General features: G+C 70.0%; 20 protein-coding genes. All 20 read right to left on the reverse strand.

From position 1 onward, the window contains the following. Nucleotides 1–10: 10 nt before the first annotated feature. Nucleotides 11–883, reverse strand: coding sequence for a phage distal tail protein (locus tag ACFYY8_RS33550; RefSeq protein WP_390048009.1), 873 nt, complete (start codon nucleotides 881–883; stop codon nucleotides 11–13). Then, nucleotides 883–5,316 (reverse strand): phage tail tape measure protein, encoded by a 4,434-nt coding sequence (locus tag ACFYY8_RS33555; RefSeq protein WP_390048011.1) that lies wholly within the window; start codon nucleotides 5,314–5,316, stop codon nucleotides 883–885. Before ACFYY8_RS33555 ends, ACFYY8_RS33550 begins: the two co-directional genes overlap by 1 nt. Next, nucleotides 5,303–5,629: a hypothetical protein gene (locus tag ACFYY8_RS33560; RefSeq protein ID WP_386197135.1), complete on the reverse strand. Its 327-nt coding sequence runs from the start codon at nucleotides 5,627–5,629 to the stop codon at nucleotides 5,303–5,305. Before ACFYY8_RS33560 ends, ACFYY8_RS33555 begins: the two co-directional genes overlap by 14 nt. Further along, nucleotides 5,626–6,126 carry a hypothetical protein gene (locus ACFYY8_RS33565; RefSeq protein WP_390048013.1) on the reverse strand — a complete coding sequence of 167 codons (501 nt, stop codon included), beginning with the start codon at nucleotides 6,124–6,126 and terminating at the stop codon, nucleotides 5,626–5,628. Before ACFYY8_RS33565 ends, ACFYY8_RS33560 begins: the two co-directional genes overlap by 4 nt. After that, the gene (locus ACFYY8_RS33570; RefSeq protein WP_386197137.1) at nucleotides 6,123–6,608 is read right to left on the reverse strand and encodes a hypothetical protein; all 486 of its coding nucleotides are present in this window, start codon (nucleotides 6,606–6,608) and stop codon (nucleotides 6,123–6,125) included. The genes ACFYY8_RS33565 and ACFYY8_RS33570 overlap by 4 nt, the downstream gene beginning before the upstream one ends. A gap of 260 nt (nucleotides 6,609–6,868) precedes the next feature. Then, on the reverse strand, nucleotides 6,869–7,372 hold the full coding sequence (locus ACFYY8_RS33575; RefSeq protein WP_386197138.1) for a hypothetical protein: 504 nt from the start codon (nucleotides 7,370–7,372) through the stop codon (nucleotides 6,869–6,871). Between the two features lie 16 nt (nucleotides 7,373–7,388). Then, on the reverse strand, nucleotides 7,389–7,820 hold the full coding sequence (locus ACFYY8_RS33580) for an HK97 gp10 family phage protein (protein WP_352015345.1): 432 nt from the start codon (nucleotides 7,818–7,820) through the stop codon (nucleotides 7,389–7,391). Nucleotides 7,821–7,824: 4 nt separating this feature from the next. Beyond that, a complete protein-coding gene (locus ACFYY8_RS33585) occupies nucleotides 7,825–8,286 on the reverse strand; it encodes a hypothetical protein (protein ID WP_390048016.1) in 462 nt (153 codons plus the stop codon). A gap of 10 nt (nucleotides 8,287–8,296) precedes the next feature. Beyond that, the gene (locus ACFYY8_RS33590) at nucleotides 8,297–9,130 is read right to left on the reverse strand and encodes a hypothetical protein (RefSeq protein WP_390048018.1); all 834 of its coding nucleotides are present in this window, start codon (nucleotides 9,128–9,130) and stop codon (nucleotides 8,297–8,299) included. Next, nucleotides 9,127–10,272, reverse strand: a complete 1,146-nt coding sequence (locus tag ACFYY8_RS33595) for a hypothetical protein (protein ID WP_390048019.1) — start codon at nucleotides 10,270–10,272, stop codon at nucleotides 9,127–9,129. The genes ACFYY8_RS33590 and ACFYY8_RS33595 overlap by 4 nt, the downstream gene beginning before the upstream one ends. A 24-nt stretch (nucleotides 10,273–10,296) precedes the next feature. Then, nucleotides 10,297–10,950: a hypothetical protein gene (locus ACFYY8_RS33600; RefSeq protein ID WP_390048021.1), complete on the reverse strand. Its 654-nt coding sequence runs from the start codon at nucleotides 10,948–10,950 to the stop codon at nucleotides 10,297–10,299. Nucleotides 10,951–10,963: 13 nt separating this feature from the next. Then, a complete protein-coding gene (locus tag ACFYY8_RS33605; RefSeq protein ID WP_390048022.1) occupies nucleotides 10,964–11,221 on the reverse strand; it encodes a hypothetical protein in 258 nt (85 codons plus the stop codon). Nucleotides 11,222–11,281: 60 nt separating this feature from the next. Beyond that, nucleotides 11,282–11,686 carry a hypothetical protein gene (locus tag ACFYY8_RS33610; RefSeq protein WP_390048024.1) on the reverse strand — a complete coding sequence of 135 codons (405 nt, stop codon included), beginning with the start codon at nucleotides 11,684–11,686 and terminating at the stop codon, nucleotides 11,282–11,284. Continuing rightward, a complete protein-coding gene (locus tag ACFYY8_RS33615; protein ID WP_352015352.1) occupies nucleotides 11,683–11,961 on the reverse strand; it encodes a hypothetical protein in 279 nt (92 codons plus the stop codon). The genes ACFYY8_RS33610 and ACFYY8_RS33615 overlap by 4 nt, the downstream gene beginning before the upstream one ends. A 56-nt stretch (nucleotides 11,962–12,017) precedes the next feature. After that, on the reverse strand, nucleotides 12,018–13,502 hold the full coding sequence (locus tag ACFYY8_RS33620; RefSeq protein ID WP_390048026.1) for a phage major capsid protein: 1,485 nt from the start codon (nucleotides 13,500–13,502) through the stop codon (nucleotides 12,018–12,020). Then, the gene (locus tag ACFYY8_RS33625) at nucleotides 13,502–14,476 is read right to left on the reverse strand and encodes an HK97 family phage prohead protease (RefSeq protein WP_390048028.1); all 975 of its coding nucleotides are present in this window, start codon (nucleotides 14,474–14,476) and stop codon (nucleotides 13,502–13,504) included. Before ACFYY8_RS33625 ends, ACFYY8_RS33620 begins: the two co-directional genes overlap by 1 nt. 25 nt (nucleotides 14,477–14,501) lie before the next feature. Then, entirely contained in the window at nucleotides 14,502–15,872 is a 1,371-nt protein-coding gene (locus ACFYY8_RS33630; protein ID WP_390048030.1) for a phage portal protein, read from the reverse strand. Beyond that, the gene (locus ACFYY8_RS33635; protein ID WP_352015356.1) at nucleotides 15,872–16,093 is read right to left on the reverse strand and encodes a hypothetical protein; all 222 of its coding nucleotides are present in this window, start codon (nucleotides 16,091–16,093) and stop codon (nucleotides 15,872–15,874) included. Before ACFYY8_RS33635 ends, ACFYY8_RS33630 begins: the two co-directional genes overlap by 1 nt. 13 nt (nucleotides 16,094–16,106) lie before the next feature. Then, nucleotides 16,107–17,621 (reverse strand): terminase large subunit domain-containing protein, encoded by a 1,515-nt coding sequence (locus tag ACFYY8_RS33640; protein ID WP_390048033.1) that lies wholly within the window; start codon nucleotides 17,619–17,621, stop codon nucleotides 16,107–16,109. Beyond that, nucleotides 17,605–18,048, reverse strand: coding sequence for a hypothetical protein (locus tag ACFYY8_RS33645; RefSeq protein ID WP_386197152.1), 444 nt, complete (start codon nucleotides 18,046–18,048; stop codon nucleotides 17,605–17,607). The genes ACFYY8_RS33640 and ACFYY8_RS33645 overlap by 17 nt, the downstream gene beginning before the upstream one ends. Nucleotides 18,049–18,375: the final 327 nt, after the last annotated feature.

Raw genomic sequence — 18,375 nt, forward strand, 5'->3', positions numbered from 1 at the left:
CAGTCCTCCATCACAGGTACGCCGACTTCCAGGTCACGGTCAGACTCGCCCCGGTCCCGAAGGAGGCCGCGAGCAAGGTGAGGTTGTTGTCTCCGGGGTAGAGCTCGAAGTACTCCACCGGCACCGACAGGTTGCTGCGGGTGTAGAGACGGTCAGAGCCGTTCAGCAGCACCGTGCCCGCGTCGGCGTCCACGACCAACGTCTGCCCCGCCAGCACATCCACGGCGAACTCCAGGCCATAACCGAGCGTCGTGTTGACCAGTCGCGGCGTCGTGATCGGGCCCGTGAACGTCAGCACGGGACTCGTGGGCTCGTTGCCTACATTCGCCGCCGTACCGTTGTTCGCACTGCCCGCCGTGCCGTACGTCAGCGGGTAGCTCAATGGATAGACCAGGCCGCCACTACCGGAAGTGCCCGGGGTGATCGTCAGCGACCTCTCGGTCAGCTCGTATCGGCGAGGGTCCGAACACAGCCACTGCAGCGTGGCGGACGGTGCCAACGCCTGACTGTAGGCGTGATCCACGAGGACGAGGCGATTGGAGACCTTCCCAAGCGCGACCGTCGTCTCGCCCCGCAAGCGGATCGCCAGCGGCGCCTCGTCCGCCGTCGTAGACCTCGACGTCGCAGCACGTAGCGCCGCCACCACCTCGTCCATCCGGTCGACGGTCGCCCGGAATTCCAGTTCCACCGTGACGATCCGCGACTGAGGGCGAGGCGCCCCCGGCCAGGAGCCGGGCCGAGTCGGTTTGGCCGCAGCCCCCATGTCGAGACCGGGCAGGTCCTCCCAGCCCGAAATCCGCTGAATGCTGTACGGCGTTCCGGTGCCGATCAGGAAGCCGCCCCACTCCAGTTGCCAGGGCGCCGTGATGAGTTCCCCAGCCATCAGTAGCCCCGCGAGATCGACAGCAGGTAGACCTCCTCGGCCACGGCGCGCGGGTCCTGGGCGGGCGCGGCGTGGATCTCGAAGTTGAAGTTGGCCGGTTCGCGGCGGCGCGACTGCGGCGCGGCCACCTGCTGGACTGGGGCCGTCACAGCCCCCATGGGCCGCAGGTACATGCCGCCGAAGTCGGAGGCGACCTGCGCGAGCAGGCTTTCGGCCCGAGGCCGGTAGGCCGAGTCGTACGGGATGAACGCCTCGTCGTCGCGGCCCTCCCCGAACAGCACCATCGGGCGCCCAGCGATCATCGGCCCCGTCGGCCGGCGCAACCCGCCGACCGCGTACCGCTCGATACCGCCGCTCTCGTACCGGTCAATCCCGCCCGAGGCGTGAGAGAGGCCGACGGCCGCACGCAACGCCTCACGGGACAGATCATCCTGGTAGTCGGTCTTCACGAAGACCGTGATCTCGCGGTTCTTACCGATGCCGTTGTCGATCTCGACGCCGATCCGCCGCGCCGCTTCGAACACGCTGGTGCGCCCGCCGTCCATGCCCTCACGCACCCGGTCGGCGATCTCCTGACCTCGGGTCTGGGCGATCGAGCGCAGCACGGGCCCCGCCGCGGCGAGGTTCTCGGCGAAGGTGTCGCCCGCCTCCTTGCCGCTCTTCCCGTGCAGGGCGATGAACCGCTGGAGCTCCTCGCCAGACATCTGGGTGGCCAGCTGGACGACCTTCGCCCCGCCCGGCCCGAGCTCGGCGAGCTCCTTGAGCATCTCGTCCGGCACCCGGCCCGCCAGGCTGATGAGGTTGTCGGCCCAGTTCTCCTGGTCCTTGACCTGCTTCTCCAGCTCCGCCAGGTACTGGGTCGTGGTGACGGCCACCGTGCCGCCCAGATCCACCCAGGAGTCCCGAACGTCCTGGTTGGCCTTCACGGTGTCCCGCGCCGCGTCCTGGCGGGCCTTCCGTAGCGACTCCTCGGCGTCAGAGATGTCCCGCGCCGCATCCCGGGTCGCTTTGGCTGCTTCTTTCTCCGCGTCCGCGATGTCCTTACGGGCCTTCAGCACATCCTGTGCACTGGCGGCGCGCGTGCGGTCCAGCTCGACCGCGGCCTCCGCTGCGGCCTTCTCGGCATCGGAGATGTCCTTCTGCGCCTTCAGGATGTCCTTAGCCCCGTCGATGCGCGTCCGGTCCAGTGCCGCCGACGCGTCCGCCGCTTCCTTCTGCGCGTCGGAGATGTCCTTCTGCGCCTTCAGGATGTCCTTAGCCCCGTCGAGGCGCACCTCAGCCAGCGACGCCTCAGCCTCCGCGAGAGAACGCGAGGCATCCTCCTGCTGGCGGGCCGCGTCCCGGCGGGCGTCAGCCAGGGCCTGCTCGGCGTCAGCGACCGCGCGGGCCGCCTCCTCGCGCTGCTTGGCCAGTGCCGCCTCGGCCTCCCGCTCGGCCTCGATCGCCGCGGCGATGCGCTCCTTGGCGCCGATGACCTCGGTGCTGCCCTCGATGCCCGCTTCGTTGGCGTCGGCGAGCTCCTGTTTCAGCTCGGAGTTGCGCCGCTGGATCTCCTCCAGGCGCTCCTTGGCGCGCTTGAATGCGAGATCGGCCTCGCGCCGGTCCAGGCTCGACGCCTCCGGGTCGGCGGTGATCTCGTCGAGGCGCTCCTTCGCCCGCTCCAGGGCGATCTGCGCGCCCTCCTCGTCGAGCTCGCCGGTGAACTGCGCGCGGGCGAGGTCCTCCAGCCGCTGCGCCGCCCGCTCCCGGGCCTCGACCAGGTCCTGCTCGGCCTCGATCGTGCGCTGGTGGCTGTCCTGCAGCCGCCGCTCCGCCGCGATCTCCCGCTGAGCCGCGTCCTCCTGGACGTCGGCCACCCTCCGCGTTGCCGACTCAATCTTCCGCCCGGAGTCCTCCGCGACGTCAGCGACCCGCTGCCGAGCATCCGCGATCTTCTGAACCGCGTCGGCCTCGCGCTGCGCGGCCCGCTCCGCCGCCGCGGCCAGCGCCTCCTGCCGCTCACCGATCTTCTCCTGCGCGTCGGCGACGCTCTGGGCGGCATCAGCCTCCTTGCGCGCCGCCTCCTCCGTCGCGGTGGCAAGAGCCTCCCTGCGCTCGGCGACCCGCTCCTGGGCGTCCGCCACCGCCTGGACCGCGTCCGCCTCCTTACGGGCAGCCTCCTCTGTCGCGGCGGTGAGGGCCTCCTGGGCGTCCTTGATCCGCTCCTGCGCCTCAACCGACTGCTCGGCCGCCTGCTCGTGGGCGTCCGCCACATCACGCTGCGCCCGCTTGATCTTGTCTGCGCCGGTGCGCTGCACCTCCGCCAGGCGCTCGACGGCAGCCGCCTGCCGGTCAGCAGCCGAGGAGCCACCGCCACCGGACGACCCGAGGTCCTGCAGCACGCTGGACATGTCGCCGAACTGGCTGAACGCGCTCGACCACGAGTCCAGCATCTTCTGGGCGGCCTTCGAGGCGTCATCCCCGACCAGGCCGTACGTGGTGGCCAGGCCCTGCATGAAGGAGGACAGGTCACCCGCCACCCGGCCCTGACCGCCCATCTCGACGGACAAGCCCTTCATGGCGGTTTCCAGGCTGTTGACCTTCACCTCGGCCTTGCCGCTGACGTCAGCATGGTCCTGGGCCTTGCCCTTGGCCGCGTCCAGCTGGCGGCCGTACTCCCCAAGGGAGTCCTTCAGGGTGAGGATCGCGTCCGTCTCGTTCTTGATCTTCCGCGCGTCTTCATCCCATGGGAACGCGATTCCAGAGGACTTTCCCATCCGCGCTTCGAACATCTCGTCCAGCTGCTTGGTGAGCGCTGCGGCCTGCTCCTTGTTCCCGCTGAACGCCCCCGTCACCAAGTCCAGGTTCAGGCCGAGCTGCTTCGCCGACTCGATCAGGCCGTCGTCGACCAGACGAAAGGCGATCTTCTCCTTGGTCAGAGCGGCCACGACGCCGTGGTCTTCGATGATCGCGTCGGTGAATTCCTTGACGCGGCCCGCCGCCTCCGCCTGCATGTCAGCGAATGCGATCGTGAGCACAGTGGCCGCCGCCAGCGCCGCCCCCCACGGGCCCATCAAGAACGAGCCGACGGCGCTCAGGCGGGACGCCATCGCGGCGCCGCGCGGCCCCATCCCCTCCAACGTCTTGGTGAAGTCGACCATCTTCGGTACGGCGATCATCGCCGCGCCGCCCGCCAGCGTCACGACCCCGGCCAGGCCGCCCACCACGCCGCCCGCAGCCTTCACCGGCTCCGGCAGGTCCTGCAACAGCGCGATCCAGCCCGAGGTGTGCTCAGCCGCCTCCCCGAGCACCGGCAAGAACGTCTCGCCGATCGTGATGCCCAGGTCGGTGACGTTGTTCTGAGCGACCTTCAGCTTGCTTGCGGTCGTCTCGTAGCGCTTCGCCGCTTCCTCCGCGAGCGCCGTGTTATCCGACCACGCCTGCTCGCCGAGTCGCAGCGAGTCGGTCAGCAGGCTGCCCGCCTGCGCGGTGCGCAGGAGAGCGTCGCGGACCTCGATCTCGCTGAAACCCAGCTGCTGCAGGGTCTGGAACAGGCTGCCGCCGGATGCCTCGACCCGCCCGAGCCCCTCGATGAAGGCGCCCAGAGCTGATCCCGCGTCCTCGCGGAATGCGGTCGAGAACTCGTCGGCCGACATGCCCGCGACCTGGGCGAACCGCTCCACCTGCTGGCCGCCGGCGTCAACCGCCTGGGCGATCGTGATCATGACACGGGAGATCGACGAACCGCCGGCCTCCGCGTTGATGCCGACGCTCGACAGCGCGGACGCGAACCCCAGGACCTGGCCCTCGCTGAGCCCGATCGTCTTGCCCGCACCGGCGATGCGCAGCGCCATCTCGACGATCTCAGACTCCGTCGAGGCGCCCGCGTTGCCCAGCGCCACCAGGGACGCGCCCAGGCGTCCGACCTCCTGCTGAGGGGTGCCCATGATGTTGGACAGCCGGGCCAAGGCCGTGGCCGCCTGCTCGGCCGACAGGTCCGTCGTCTCACCAAGGGCGACCATGGTCCTCGTGAAGCCGATGATGGACTCACGCTTGATACCGAGCTGCCCAGCCGCCTCCGCCACCGCCGCGATCTCCGCGTGGGTGGCCGGCAGTTCCCTGGCCAGGCTGCGCAGAGCACCTTCCAGGGCGGCCATCTGCTGCGGGGTGCCCTCAACGGTCTTGGTCACCCCGACCCACGCCGACTCCCAGTCCACGGCCGCCTTGACCGCCATGCCAATCCCGGCCACCGCCGCCGCGCCGAAGACCGAGACGGTCTGCCCCGTCGCCTCCATCTCAGCGCGAGCCTTGGCCGCGGCACGCTCCATCCGCTCCAGCTCACGCTGGCTGCGCTTGGCGGCCTCCTCCGTCTTCTTCAGCGCCTCCTCGGCCGCCTTGGAGCCCCGCTCATCCCAGCGGCTCTTGATGTCGATGATCAGGTCACGAACGGCCACGGGACTCCCTCACCTCCTTGCTTCGGATGAGCACCATGCGCTCTCCGCGGATGCGGCCCGGATCTCCGGCCAAACTGGCCTGGGCGCCCTGCAGGACCTCGCACCCACGGCACAGCTCGCGCTCGGCAAGGTATGCGTTGCGGTCACCGCCACGCTTCGGATCCCACTCGTCAGGCCTCGTCCCGCAGTCCCTGCACGCCTGCCGCTCTCGGATGTACTGCCAGATCGCCTTGTCGCGGTCGTCGGCATCCCAGCCGAGGAACTCCGAGTGGCGGATGCGGTAGGCGGCGCAGACCGCCAGCTCGATCGTCAAGCCTGGGTCTGCGTCCAGCCTTTTGGGAGCGTGGTGTCCGGGACCCGAACGTTGACCCGGATCGCCGCAGTGCACAGCTCGCCCCGCTCACCGGCCGAGAGGACTTCCGCCCAGACCTGGTCCCACTCGGCCGGCGTCAGGTCGGACTCGACGCACTCTCGGAAGCAGGCCTCCGGGAAGGTGTCGAGGTTCCAGGTTCGGTCCTCGGTCCCTTCCCGCGGTTTGTGCTTGCCGATCAGCGCCTCGAAGTCGTCCGGCCGCATCGCCCGCAGCACCACCGGCTCGTAGCAGGCCGCCAGCGAGGCCTCCGCCGAGGCCAGGGCGGCCTTGGCTGCGCGCACGGCCGACTCATCGGCCGCCTCCCCCTGGAACTGCAACACCCGCAGGGTCGTCCGAGCCGCCTCCAGCGCCTTGCGCGGCTCGGTGTCGTCGTCGATCCGCAGCGAGTACGTGTCGAACGGCCGCGGCCGGGCGAGCAGCCTCTCACGCAGACTCACGCCGGGATCACCACGTCCTCAGCAGGCTCAGCACCGACGGAGTACTGGATCACCAGTCGGGCCGCTTCCGCGCCCATGGTCCGCTGCTTGCCGACGGACAGGACGCGGACAGGGAAGACGTCCATCTTCCGACCGGCGACGTCGCCTCCGTCGAGCCACACGATGTGCCCCTCCGTGTCGCGCGGCATCAGGCCGCCCACGTCCTGGCTGTCTTCTCCCTGGTAGAAGGTGATCGCGGACTCCGCCGCCGACGTCAAGCCCGGGATGTTCGAGACGAAGCGCGAGTTGAGGTCCGGGGTGTCGATCTTCTGACCGCTGACCATCCATCCAGAGATGTCGGCGATGTCCTTGCTCAGGTCGGATCCGGCATTCAGTTCCGACCTGGTCGGAGCTGAGATGTTGGCGATGGACACGACCCAGTAGCACTTCGTGATACCCGGCCTGAAAAACCTGTTCGCGGGGGTGACCGGCGTGGCGACCATCTCTACTTCTCCTCCGTGCTCGCGCGCCGACGCCTCGGCGACTCGTCCTGCAATGCAGAAGCCCCGGCGCCTGCCGGGGCTTCTGAGGTCTGATCGGATGTGCCGTCCGGGTCGAGGACCGGCGGCGGGGGTGGCGGGGGTGGGTCGGTCTGCTCCCACCCGGCCCGCTGATGCTGCGCCAGGGACGACGCGGGCACCTCGACCGGCGGGGAATCCGGCAGTCGCGGGTGCGAGATCCACACGGTCTCCATGAGCACCCCCTACGAGCTCGCGCCGACGATGTGGATGTCGTACGTCACGCTCGTCCCGGCGCCGCTGTTGACGATGTTCAGCAGGTCACCGGTACCGGCCGTCACGACCACCCCAGCCGCGCTCGGGTCGTACCAGAACAGCATCCCGCCCGGCTTCACCGCGATGCCGTCGCTGGCCGCCAGGAACAGGGGCACGCCATTCGAGCCGGGCATGACGACGTTGACGTTGTTCGTGTTGCCCGCCGCCGCCACAACCAGCAGCATCTTGATCCGGGCGAACGTCAACGTGCCACCGAACGGCCCGCTGAGTGAACCGGCCAGGTCCAGCGCATCGGTACCGCTCGCGGCGATCGTGCGCTGGTCCGACCAGATCATGTCCGCCTGACCGGCACCAGCCCCCTGCTTCAAGTTCATCTGCCGCGCGAACCGCACCAGGTTCGTCGGCGTCGACAGGTCGAGCGGCGAGGTCACCTCGGCCTCAAGCTCGAACGCCGACGTCAGCCTAAACGCCATCTGCTGCCTTCCCTTCTCATCGGAAGCCCTGCTCACGGGCGACCTGGTCCACCGCGGCCGCCGCCGCGTCCAGCACCCCGCCCATCCCTGCTTCGGCCGCCGGCGCCAGATACGGCCGAGTTGCCTGAGTCACCCAGCGCTTCCGGTCGCCGAAGAACGGGTGCCGGAAGGTGCCCTTACCGGTGATGCCTTCGTACATTCGCGCGATCGGCGCCTTCGTCTGGCGGGCACGGACATACACGCCTGGATTACGTGCGCTCACCCGAACGCCCAAGGTGATCGCCGCAGGAATGCGGCGCGACCAGGAGGCTCGCCTTCGTGCGTCGGCGGCGATCGGCTCGGCCGCCGCCTTCAGCGCGGGCCGTATCGCTTTACGCAGTTCAGGCGGGATCTTCCCCAAGTCCTTGGCCAGCTTGCGGATCTCCTCGGCTGGGTTTCCCGTCGCCATGCCGTCACGCCTCCATGAACGCGTCGACGTGCACGGTGAAGCGGATCGTGCACACGGGGCCGCTGGAGGCCTGGTCGGCCACCATGTCGAGGGTCGACATGCGGGCCATCATCACCGCCCCGTCCAGCCGCGAGTCCTCCGCCAGTTCCCGGCGAATCCCGGCCAACATTTCGAACGCCCGCTCCCGGACCGTGCGCGCATCCGGCTGCCCGTCGCGATACGCGTCTCCACGCCAGGCCGAGAGCATGCAGAGGATGTCGTAGCGCTCCAGGTCGGGCTGGACGGACAACTGCTCGGCCGACAGCGTGCTGCGCACGTCCGCCTCCTCCGGAGAGCCGCTGTAGCCGATCGCGATCACGTCATCGCGGACCTCGGTCGTCGGGCCGCCGTCGAGGACCTGCACGTCCGGCCACGCCCGAACGGCGATCGCGACGAGGGCATCGAGCGCCGCAGGAATCGTGGACATGGTGCCCCTCTCAGCCGACCAGCGGCTCGTCGTGCTCCTGGTGCTTTTTCAGGCCCAGCAGCTCCATCACCCTGAAAGGCATGGCAAATGGCCTGACGGACGCCGCGATGGCGTCCGTCTCGCCGAGCGCGGGCCTGCTGCCGGCCTGGTTGTGCTGCGACCCCCGCCACAGGTGCGCGACCAGCTCGAGGGCGGCCATCCGAAAGTTGGGCGGCAGCGGTGTGCGACCCGCCCGGTAGGTGACCCGCACCCGACCGCCGAAGCTGCCGGTGTGCCGCAGCACGCCCTCCGAGCCGTCCAGCCACCAGCCCGCCGTCCCGGCCACCCCATCGGCCGCCGGGAGCACCTCACCCCCGGGGAGCCGCTCCACCGTGGTGACCGCGATGACCGGCCGCCGAGGGAGCACGATCGTGTCGCCGTACCGGGTGACGTCGTGGGTGAAGGCGGCCGGGGTGACCTGCCCCATCCGGTCGGTGATCATCTGGCAGGCGGTGACCACGAAGGCCCGCAGTTGGTCGTCGTCCTCGGTCGTCGTCTTGCGCATGTGCGCCTTCACGTCCGCTACCGAGACGAACCCCGCCTCGCCCCATATCGGCGCGACGTCGAAGGTCTCCTCGTCGGAGCCTGCCGGACCCGTCGTCACCCACCGGGCGATGTGCTGCCCGGCCTGCGTCGGCGCGTAGTCGTAGTGGTACAGGCCGACGCCATCGGCGACCGGCGACAGTGGAGTGACGGTGCCGTCCGGGAGCATCACGGAAAGCGCGATCGACGCGGGCGTCGTCAGCACCCCGCCGACACGCACCTCCTGCGTGAGCCGTATGGCGGCACCGAACGCGTAAGTCACTCGACCCCTCCTCGGAAGGACGCCAGCGGGCGAGACCCGGATGTGAGACGAGCAGGCGCGAGCCCGACCGTGAGATCCATGCGGGCGGCCAGCAGCAGCACTCCGCGCCCGGCCGCCCCGGCGACCCGGCGCGGCGCCCCAGCCCCCGCCAAGAGAAAACCGGCCGAACTTGCCGACGTCGCCCGATGCCCATTCGCCGCGGCGCCCGTCAGCGCGACGCCACCGACGCTCGACGGCGCCGCGACGTGCCGCGCCGACGCAGAACCAGCGAAGGCCAGCGGCACCAGGTCGGTGACGCGGGAGACCTTCGCGGCGACGCCCCGTCCGGTCGCGGCCAGGGAGGAGATGCCGGCCACGGCCCGGCTGATCGCCTGCGCATGACGGCCGCTCAGCAGCACGTAGGGCGCGCCCGCCGCCACGGTGACCTTGCGAATCACTCCGGAGCCGGCCAGGACCGCGCCCGTCACCCCGACCATGGGGGCGACCTTGCGGGCGGCGCTCGCACCCGCGATGCTCACGTCCGCCCGGCCGATGATGCGGGCGGCTTTCCGCGCCCCCGCCGCCCCGGCGAGTGTGAAGCCCCCGTAGGCGGTGACGGCGGACGCCGACGTGTCCGTCAGCGTGCTGGACGACAATCCTGTAGCGCCATCCCACGACGCGCCAGCGGAGTCGCCGTCGAAGTAGGCGTCAAGGGTTCCGGCCTCTTCGATCAAGACGGCGGTGAAATCCCCCGGGCTGATCGGGAAATTGATGCCATCGATGATGACGCGAGCCGCGACGGCGCCTTCAGGGGCGGCGGCGGTGACGCTGATGCGCGTCACCGTGTTGAAAGGGGCGGACCAGCTCGCGGCTGGGTAGCCGAACCCGGATCCTCCCGCGTTGATCCACTCGATGTAGATGCTGCCCGAGTTGACCTGGAAGGTGTTGCTCCGCGCGTAGGCCGACACCGTGTAGGTCGCGCCCACCGTGACCGCCCCAGTGGAAGTCGCCGCACTGGAGGCGAAGGTCCCGCTTGCGTACTCGGCGGCCCAGGGCCGGACGAACCCGGTGACCGCTGTGCGGGTCGGTGCGGCGCCTCCGCCCCACCCGGTGGCGTCCACCGACAGCGCAGGATTGGTGCAGAGATTGCGCCGGGTGGCCATACCGTGCCCCTTCCCCTACCGGGTTCAGATGCCGGTGGCGTCCAGGACCAGGGCGCCGATAGCCACCGTGATCTGCCCCTGCGAGCCGAAGACCTCGGGGACGACCCTCTGGAAGAACCCTTCACCGCCGCCGACCGCGGTGATGTCCACCGCCGACCCGCCGAGGGTGGCGCTCACCTTGAAGGTGTTCGTGGTCGACCCGACGACGTAGTAGACGGTGCCTTCGGTGAGGCCCGTGGGCAGCGACTCGGAGAAGACGTTGAACAGCTGCACCCTGTCGCCGTCGGCCAGCCCGTGCGCGACGGACAAGAGCTGGTCGTTCGTCAGCGTGGTGTCCACGCTGAAGAAGCCCTTCACCGACCCGTTGAGCGGCAGGTAGCCAAGGTAGGTGTTCGTGTTACCCGAGCTCGCATTGAACAGCAGCAGGAAGCCGTAGCTGCCCGCGGGTACGTCGAATGTCAGCGCACCGCTGTTGGCCTTCTGGCCGCCGGAGGCCGCGCCCCACGTGACCGCCTGCCGGGCGTACGCCGGGGATCCGCCGGTCGCCTCGGTGCCCGCGTAGTTCGTGCCCGTTCCCGGGTCGGTCAGGTTGCCGACGCCGATGTGAGTGATGGCGCCGGATACGGATTCGTCGAGCCCATCGAGGGCCTTGTTCTTGCCGAGGTCGTTGAACGGCACCGCGGATCACCTCTCAGGCGGGAGCGCCGCTGATCGGGGGCAGCGTCGCGACGGTAAGGGACTCGGGGTGGGTTCTCTCCAGGCGAGCGCCTTCCTCGTCGAGGTCCCACACCTCGTACGAAGCGCTGCGGTCAGGCCACACCGTGAGTCTGGGGCCCCGGGTCCGGTCGATCCCTTCGTCGGCCAGCCACACCGTGAAGAGATCCTGGGGAGGGGAGTGCAGGATGCCCGCCATGGTGGCAGGGCCAGCGACCAGGTACGGATCAGACATGAGACTCCTGTAGTGACGGTGGGGCCGCCGCTCGCGCCGGCGGCCCCACAACCTTGTGGCCTACGGCCTCTGAACCGGCCTCACACCGAGCAGAACCAGCGCGTCCACGTACCCGCCGGTCGTCGCGGTGGCCGTGGTGAGCACCGGGCGGATGTACCGCTTGGAGCCGACGTAGCCGATCTCCCACAACTTGTTGTCGTCGGACCCGCCGATGGCCGGTGGCGCGCCCTGAAGATCGGCAGTGGCTACGGCGGTCCAGTCGGTGCCGTTGTCGGACTCCTCGACGGTCACCGTGTGCGTCCCATCGGTGATCGCGCCACTGTGGACCACGATCATCGCCGACCTGAACCACACGCCCGCCTGGAGCCGATCCACGGCCGTACCGTTCACCGCGCCGTTCGTACGCTGCGCGCCCGGAGCGATCACCTGCACGACCTTGACGCTGTTGTAGACGGTCTGCCTCACTCCTCCGCCTCCTTACCGGTCTCGCCCTTACCCTCGGACGCCTTACCGCGAGCGCGGCCGGGCCGTACACCGCTGATCGAGCGGCGCTCGCCCGGTGCCGCGGTGGCCTGCTCGACGGCCGGTTCCCGCCGGGCCAGGTGCGTCTCCACGGGCTCGAACAGATGCTCACGGCCGACCAGCAACGGGTCGCCGTCCTCGACCAGGTGGCCGACCGGAACGACCCTCGGCACACCGTCCACCACGGCGGCGAACGAGGAGGTACTGCGCTTGATCATCAGATTTCCTCCCGGCGGGCGGGCGACCTCCCGGCCGCCCGCACCGCTTTCGCAGATCAGGCGGTCGTGGCCAGGTTCAGCAGACGCATCCCGCCGTCGTGGACCGAGTCGGCCCCGACGCGGTACCAGGCGTACCAGCCGCGCTGGCCGGTCGGCCGACGGTTGGCGCCGACCAGGTGCGGCAGGAACTCCACGCTCATGCCGATCCTGTCGGCGATGACGTAGTTGGACAGGTCGCCGAAGACGGCGATGTAGTTGTTCGCGGTCGCGGAGGTGTTCCACGTGCCGTCCATGTCCTCGGCTTCCAGGGCCGGGTAGCCCAGCAGCTCGTTCGGCTGGCCGTTGCCGATGCGCTCCCACAGTTGCGCGCCGCCGCTGGTGTCGAACTGCCTGATGAGGTTGTAGATCCTCTTGTTGGCCACCCAAGAGGCCATCGACCGGTAGCGGGCGGGCAGCGACTCCTCCATCTTGTAGATGTCGGCCGCCGCGAACGTCTCCGCGGTGGTGGGCGCCACCTCGCTGGCGCCGCCCGCCAGGGCGGTCACGATGCCGGTCGGCTTGCCGGACCCGTCGCCGGTGGCGAACGCCGCCGCCTCCAGCGTGTCCTTGCCCGCCGCGAGCAGCCGGCCGACCTCCGTGGTGACGTTGGCTTCGTCGCTCAGCGCCTCGATGCTGATCGGGACGAAGCCGTCGGCCTTGTGAATCTGGACCGTGGGCTGGTCAAAGGTCGGCGAGTTGTCCCCCGCCTCGGTGCCCTCGGCCGCCCACCGCCAGGTCACCTCGCCCGCGCTGACGCCGTGCCACACGTCGCCGGTGGCGACCACGTTGCGGGCCGCCCGGCGGATGTCGCTCTTGGATCCGCTGGAGGTGAGGATGATGGTCGGGTCGAGCTGGAAGGGGACGAGATACCCCCCGGCCGAGTCCGTGAGGCTCATCGCGCGCTCCAGGGCACGCTGCTCCTCCGGGGTGATCATGTGGCCGAGGCCGCGGGCCATCTTGCTCCAGGCCCTCAGGTACTCCGGCGAGCTCGTGGCCAGGCACATGCGGGCGATGCTGCCCGCCTCGTCGTCGAACCGCTCCAGGATGTCCGTGGCGGTCGACCGGATCGCGTCGTTCGCGCCGCGCATCTTGGTGATGGCGCACAGAGCGCGGGCGCGCAGTTCGGCACCGACCTCCTCCTTGCTGCGCCCCCAGGTCCGAACGTCTGACAGGTCCCACGGGTTGCGGAACCTCAGGTCGTCGACGCTGTCGGGGTGCAGGATCGGGTCGGCGTCGTACCCGTCGGCGCCGTACGGCGTGCCGCGCTCGATCTTCAGGGCGGCCGGACCGCGCTCGGTCGCGGTGGCCGCGGCCCGCACCCGCTCCAGCGCGCTCTTGCGCTCCAGCTGGCGGCGGTGGTTGTCGACCTCGGCGAACTCGCGGGTGAGCTCGTCGAAGGTCTGCTCGTCTTCGGCGGTCAGCTCAGGCTTCTCGCCGAGCCGCTCCAGCTCGGCCTTGATGTCCTTCAGGCGGATCACCGCCTGCTGGTGGGACAGCTCCACTACGTCTCCTTCGGAATGGTCGCCAGCCGCTCCGCCATCAGGCCCGCGATCTCGCGGATCTGGCCTCGGAGCCGGTCAGCGGATGGTGGGGGCGCCGACGGGTGCCCACCAGGGGGCGGCGCGTCGGGAGACGCCGGCGGGTGCTCGTCAGGGAGCGGCGCGCCCTCGTCATGAAGAAGCCCCGCACGTTGGCGGGGCTCAGAGGTGGACGGGTGCCCATCATCGGGCGGCGCGTCCGAAGCCTGGTCGCCGAAGAGGATGGCGCGGGCCACCTCACGGCGGGTGTCCGGGTCGCCCAGGTCCTCGATGCCAGAGGCCGGGCGGGGAATCGTCTCGCGGGCCAGCGACGCGCGCACCTCGTGCGCCAGGACCCGGTCACGGCCGATCAGCTCAGCGACCTCACGGGCGCGCACACCCACACTGGTGCCCGCGTAGGCAGGAAAGACCACTGGCCCGAGTTCGGCGACCCGCAGCTCGATCAGTTCGCGCTGCAGCGGACCGCGCTCGCCTGGGTCCCAGAGCAGGCGGCCGAGCTCGTCCTCTCTGACGAGCTTGCCGTTGACGTCGCGCCACTCCTCACGGATCACCGTGAAGCGGAAGCTCATGCCGTCGATGGAGCCCTCGGCGATCGCCTGGCGGACCGGCTCGACGAGCCAGTTGTCCGACAGGCGAGCGGAGACCGCCAAGCCCTGATCGTCCTCGCGCAGGTCATGGATGGCGCCGATGGGGATGGAGCCGATGAGGGGGTGATGGCCATGGTCAAACTGCAGGACCGGTGTCCGCTCCCGGATGCTCTTACGGAAGGCGCCTTTCCTGATCGACTCGTCGAACATGCCCTCCCATGAGTCGATGCGGGTCGCCTGGCCGAAAACGGCCGCGTAGCCGTGCAGAGTCAGGCCGTCGTCGGTGTCGTCGCCTTCGGCGCGGACGATCTCGAACGGAACCGACCTGAGCAGTCCCTCGCGTGCGCTCACGTCCTCGTCCTCTCCTCGTCGAGGCTCATCCGGTGCCTCCTTCGTCGCCAGCACCGATGGCCGGCGCCGTGCTCGTTCCGGGCGGCTGCAGCTGCACGGAGTACAGGCCGCTGTGCTCCAGCAGCGACATGTCGTCGGCCTCCACGGCCGCCTTGACCGAGTCCGAGGTGTAGCCCGCATCTCCCAGCGTCCTGATGGTGGCGGCCCGGATCTGCTGGATCTCGGCGGCGTCCTTGGCGTCCTCGCGAAGGAACGGCACATTCCTGGTGTCGAACCACAGCCGAGCACCCGGAGGCGGAGAGACGATCTGCTGCAGACTCCCAGCGGCCGAAGACCACAGTGCATGCATGGTGCCGTCGGCGAACTGCCTGCGCGCCTGGCCGAAGTTGCCGGCGTTCAGACTTGACCCCTGCAAGCCCTCGGAGAAGCCGACGATCGTCACCGGGACGCCGGCGGCGGCCGCCAGTCTGGTCTCGCCCCGACCTTGGACCCCAGTGAACGCCATCTGGTCGAAGTTGGCGCCGACCACGGTCACGTCGGCGCCGCCGCCCACCATCAACGTTCTGTAGGCGTTCTCCACACCCTCGTGCCGCTCCCGGAACTTCGCGACGAAGCGCTCCATCATGTCGGGCTTCACCGCGGCGTCCAAGCTGATGACCATGTTCGGCGTCGCGCCGTTCTCGAAGAACTTCCGCTGATGGACCTGCATGAGCTTGTCGTTCTGCAGCTCCCGCAGGACCGGCGTCAGCCACGACATACCGCGGTAGGTGGCCAGCGGGTCCGGCTCCATCGTGAAGTGGCACACCTCGTCCGGCAGCAGCGGGATTCCGCCACCGTCCCCGTAGCCGAGGCCGCCCTCCTGGTACAGGTAGCCGATCCGGCGATAGCCAAGGGTGCCTCCACGGAACTGGCGCGGCTCCAGCACGATGCTCACCCAGTCGGGCCGCAGCCTCACCAGCTCGCCACCCACCCGGGTGAAGTACGAATTACCTGTCAGGTCCAGGTCCACGATCATGGCGGTGAGCAGATCCTGGGTGGTCCCGCCCACCCAGGGCGTCTCCAGCAGCGACAGATCGGAGTTCCCGAAGAACTTTCCAGGCCGGCCGTTGCCGCCACGCACCTGCTGCCAGACCAGCCGCACCGAGGAGAACACGCGCATCCGCACGGCCATCAGCGCGAACACCGGCCCGTGCGCGGCGTACGCCGCCGACGCCAACCCGGCCAGGTCGACGGTGATCCGCTCGGCCTGCCCGGCGATCGTCTGCTGCACTCCGCCGCCGTACAGCGCCCCGCCGTACATGAACTGGCTGACCGCCAGGGCGTACTCGTCGATTGTCGTGATCGACCGCGCCGCAGGGCGGCCCCGAGCGTTGGCGATCCGCTCCAGAACACTCATCAGCGCCGCGCACCCCTGCCGCGTTCATCCGACGCTCCCGCAGGGCCCGACTCCCAGCCGACCCTGACCGCTGCGACCGCGAACGACGCCACGAACCACACCGCGCGAGCCGTCCAGCCGAGCGCGAGCGGCAGCGCCGCCAGGCACAGCAGGAAGAACCGCGCCGGGTCATAACCACGAGCCTGCTCGGCCACCCGCTCGACTGGGATGTTCAGGGTCACCACCGCGTCCTCCTCACACCCACGCTGCCCATGGCTCGGCCCCATCCTCGACCGGGGCGCACGCCCGCCACAGCGCCATCACGGCGGCGATGGCCAGGTCGATCTTCCGAGGGCTGTTGCGGGCGTCCTTCATGATCCGGCTGCCCCGCTGGTCCGTCTTGATCGTGCAGTTGTCGAAGTGCCGCGCCAGCCTGGGGTCTCCCGAGTGCGTGACCTGCCGATTCACGACCGCCTCATACATCCGCTGGGTGGCCGGCACCATGCGGGCAGGGCTCTGCGGGAACTCCACGATGGGCAGGCCTTCCTCTTCGAGGATCTGGTAGGTGCGCGACCACCGGTAGGGGTCGCAGCAGATCTCCCGCACACTCCACCGGCGGCACGCCTCCCGGATCGCGTCCTCCACGTCGGCGATCGGCACCCGCCAGTCCTGACCCGCCTCGGGCGGACGCTCCCAGCACGCCGCGACGTCGATGTGCGGCACGTCGCCCACCTCCACGACCACGAGGGCCGTGCTGTCGTTGGAGAACGATCCGTCGAACCCCAGCACGACCTCGGCGCCGTCGGGGATCGGCCGCTCATCGGCGCACGCCGCCCAGGTGCCGGTCGGCAGCCACGCCTTCGCCGTACTCACCCACTGGTTGCAGCGCTTGGTGCGGAACTCGGCCTCCGGGGTGCGCAGCACCGCCGCGGTGAAGTCCTCAGCCGCCACCAGGTCGCCGTAGCCGGGGTTGGCCTGCCGCCAGGTGTCCTGGCCTCGGTGGTCGGCCGCCGCGTCACCCGGCTCCCACCACGCCATCAGGAACGACGGGTCGTCGACCTCACCCGCGGCGACCCGCTTGCCGTACTGGTACAGGCCGTAACACAGCGAGTCCGACCCGGTGGAGTCCGTCCGCACGCCCGCCGTGGTGATCCCGACCATGAGCGGCTCGACCCGGGCACCCATGGCCAGCGCCATCACGTCCCACAGCTCACGGGTGGGCTGCACGTGGACCTCGTCGAAAAGGACCGTCGTCGGGTTCAGGCCCTCCTTGGTGAAGGCCTCCGCCGACAGGACCCGATACACCGACCCGGTCGCCGGGACCTCGATCGCGTCCCGGTAACACTTGCAGATATCGGCGAGCTCCGGCTCCATCTCCACCATGCGGCGCGCGGTGCCGAACACGATCCGGGCCTGCTCCTTCTCGCCCGCGCAGGAGTAGACCTCGCCGCCCTCGGGGCCCATCACCAGCCCGTACAGGGCCAGGCCCGCACCGAGCGCGCTCTTGCCGTTCTTGCGGGCGACGCCGATGAGCGCCTGGCGGTGCCGGTAGCGGCCGTCCGGCCGGCGCGCGAGCAGATGCCCCAGGACCTGCCGCTGCCAGCCCCGCAGGGCGATCGCCGACCCGGCGCCGCCCGCCACGCTGTCCTTCGTCACCCGGCACAGCGCCTCGATGAAGTCAGCGCAGTGCTCACCGTCGCCCCGCTTCACGTCGGCGGCCGGCACCGGCGTCAGCCACCGAGGCGGCCACCCGTCAACGCTTCTGGGCACGCAGCGCCTCCAGCTTCGACACCCGGGTCACCTCGGCCACGCCGAGCCGGGTCCGGGAAGCCGGGTCGAACCCCAAGGCGCCGAGCGCCGCGGCGAGCTCCCGGTGGAAGGTCGCCACCATCCGGCCGTCGGCCGGCTCCCGGGTCGCCCGGTACCGGTCGCGGGCGATCGCAACATCGTCGGCCAAGCGGCACGCCTGCTCAGCCGCCTCCGCGTCGCTCTTGGGCGAGATCCAGGTGACGCCGTCCTGCCAGATCCGCTCCCACAGCCGCCGCGCTTCCAGCCCGAAGTCGGCGGGCGGCTCGGGGATGCCGTCGGCCATCGGCAGGGCGACCACGGTCGCCACATCCGGTGTCCGGTCGGGGCGCGCCGTACCGCGGCGGCGCTTGATCTCGTTGGGGACGGGCGGGCGACCGGCGGGTGCCATAAGTCACCCCCGGCCCGGAATCGAGAATTTCGACGATAAAAGTGCAAGCACGAAACACGGGTCAGGTCGCGCTGCTCTGGCTTACGTGACCGCCCCACCCCCCTGGGGGTACTCCCTGGGTGTGTATGTCCGCTTTCGTACAGTTCGGAGAGTTGATCGTGATCTTGTGATCCGCTCTCGGCTCAACGGGCGAAGCGCTCGCGTCGAGCCATCGAGCGCGAGCGTTGGTGAGCGACCACACGTCCTGCCGTGCGGGACGGGTGGGCGGCAGGCAGGTGGGTGGAGCGGGGGCAGGACCCTGGGGTGGGGGTGGCCGCCCCTCAGGGC

It is taken from the genome of Streptosporangium sp. NPDC001559 (assembly GCF_042893955.1).
GTDB lineage: Bacteria > Actinomycetota > Actinomycetes > Streptosporangiales > Streptosporangiaceae > Streptosporangium.

Bases quoted from the DNA above. Each gene is read 5' to 3' on its own strand.
- ACFYY8_RS33550 (WP_390048009.1), bottom strand. From the start codon at position 883: ATGGCTGGGGAACTCATCACGGCGCCCTGGCAACTGGAGTGGGGCGGC.
- ACFYY8_RS33570 (WP_386197137.1), bottom strand. From the start codon at position 6,608: ATGGTCGCCACGCCGGTCACCCCCGCGAACAGGTTTTTCAGGCCGGGT.
- ACFYY8_RS33575 (WP_386197138.1), bottom strand. From the start codon at position 7,372: ATGGCGTTTAGGCTGACGTCGGCGTTCGAGCTTGAGGCCGAGGTGACC.
- ACFYY8_RS33580 (WP_352015345.1), bottom strand. From the start codon at position 7,820: ATGGCGACGGGAAACCCAGCCGAGGAGATCCGCAAGCTGGCCAAGGAC.
- ACFYY8_RS33585 (WP_390048016.1), bottom strand. From the start codon at position 8,286: ATGTCCACGATTCCTGCGGCGCTCGATGCCCTCGTCGCGATCGCCGTT.
- ACFYY8_RS33595 (WP_390048019.1), bottom strand. From the start codon at position 10,272: ATGGCCACCCGGCGCAATCTCTGCACCAATCCTGCGCTGTCGGTGGAC.
- ACFYY8_RS33605 (WP_390048022.1), bottom strand. From the start codon at position 11,221: ATGTCTGATCCGTACCTGGTCGCTGGCCCTGCCACCATGGCGGGCATC.
- ACFYY8_RS33615 (WP_352015352.1), bottom strand. From the start codon at position 11,961: ATGATCAAGCGCAGTACCTCCTCGTTCGCCGCCGTGGTGGACGGTGTG.
- ACFYY8_RS33630 (WP_390048030.1), bottom strand. From the start codon at position 15,872: ATGAGTGTTCTGGAGCGGATCGCCAACGCTCGGGGCCGCCCTGCGGCG.
- ACFYY8_RS33645 (WP_386197152.1), bottom strand. From the start codon at position 18,048: ATGGCACCCGCCGGTCGCCCGCCCGTCCCCAACGAGATCAAGCGCCGC.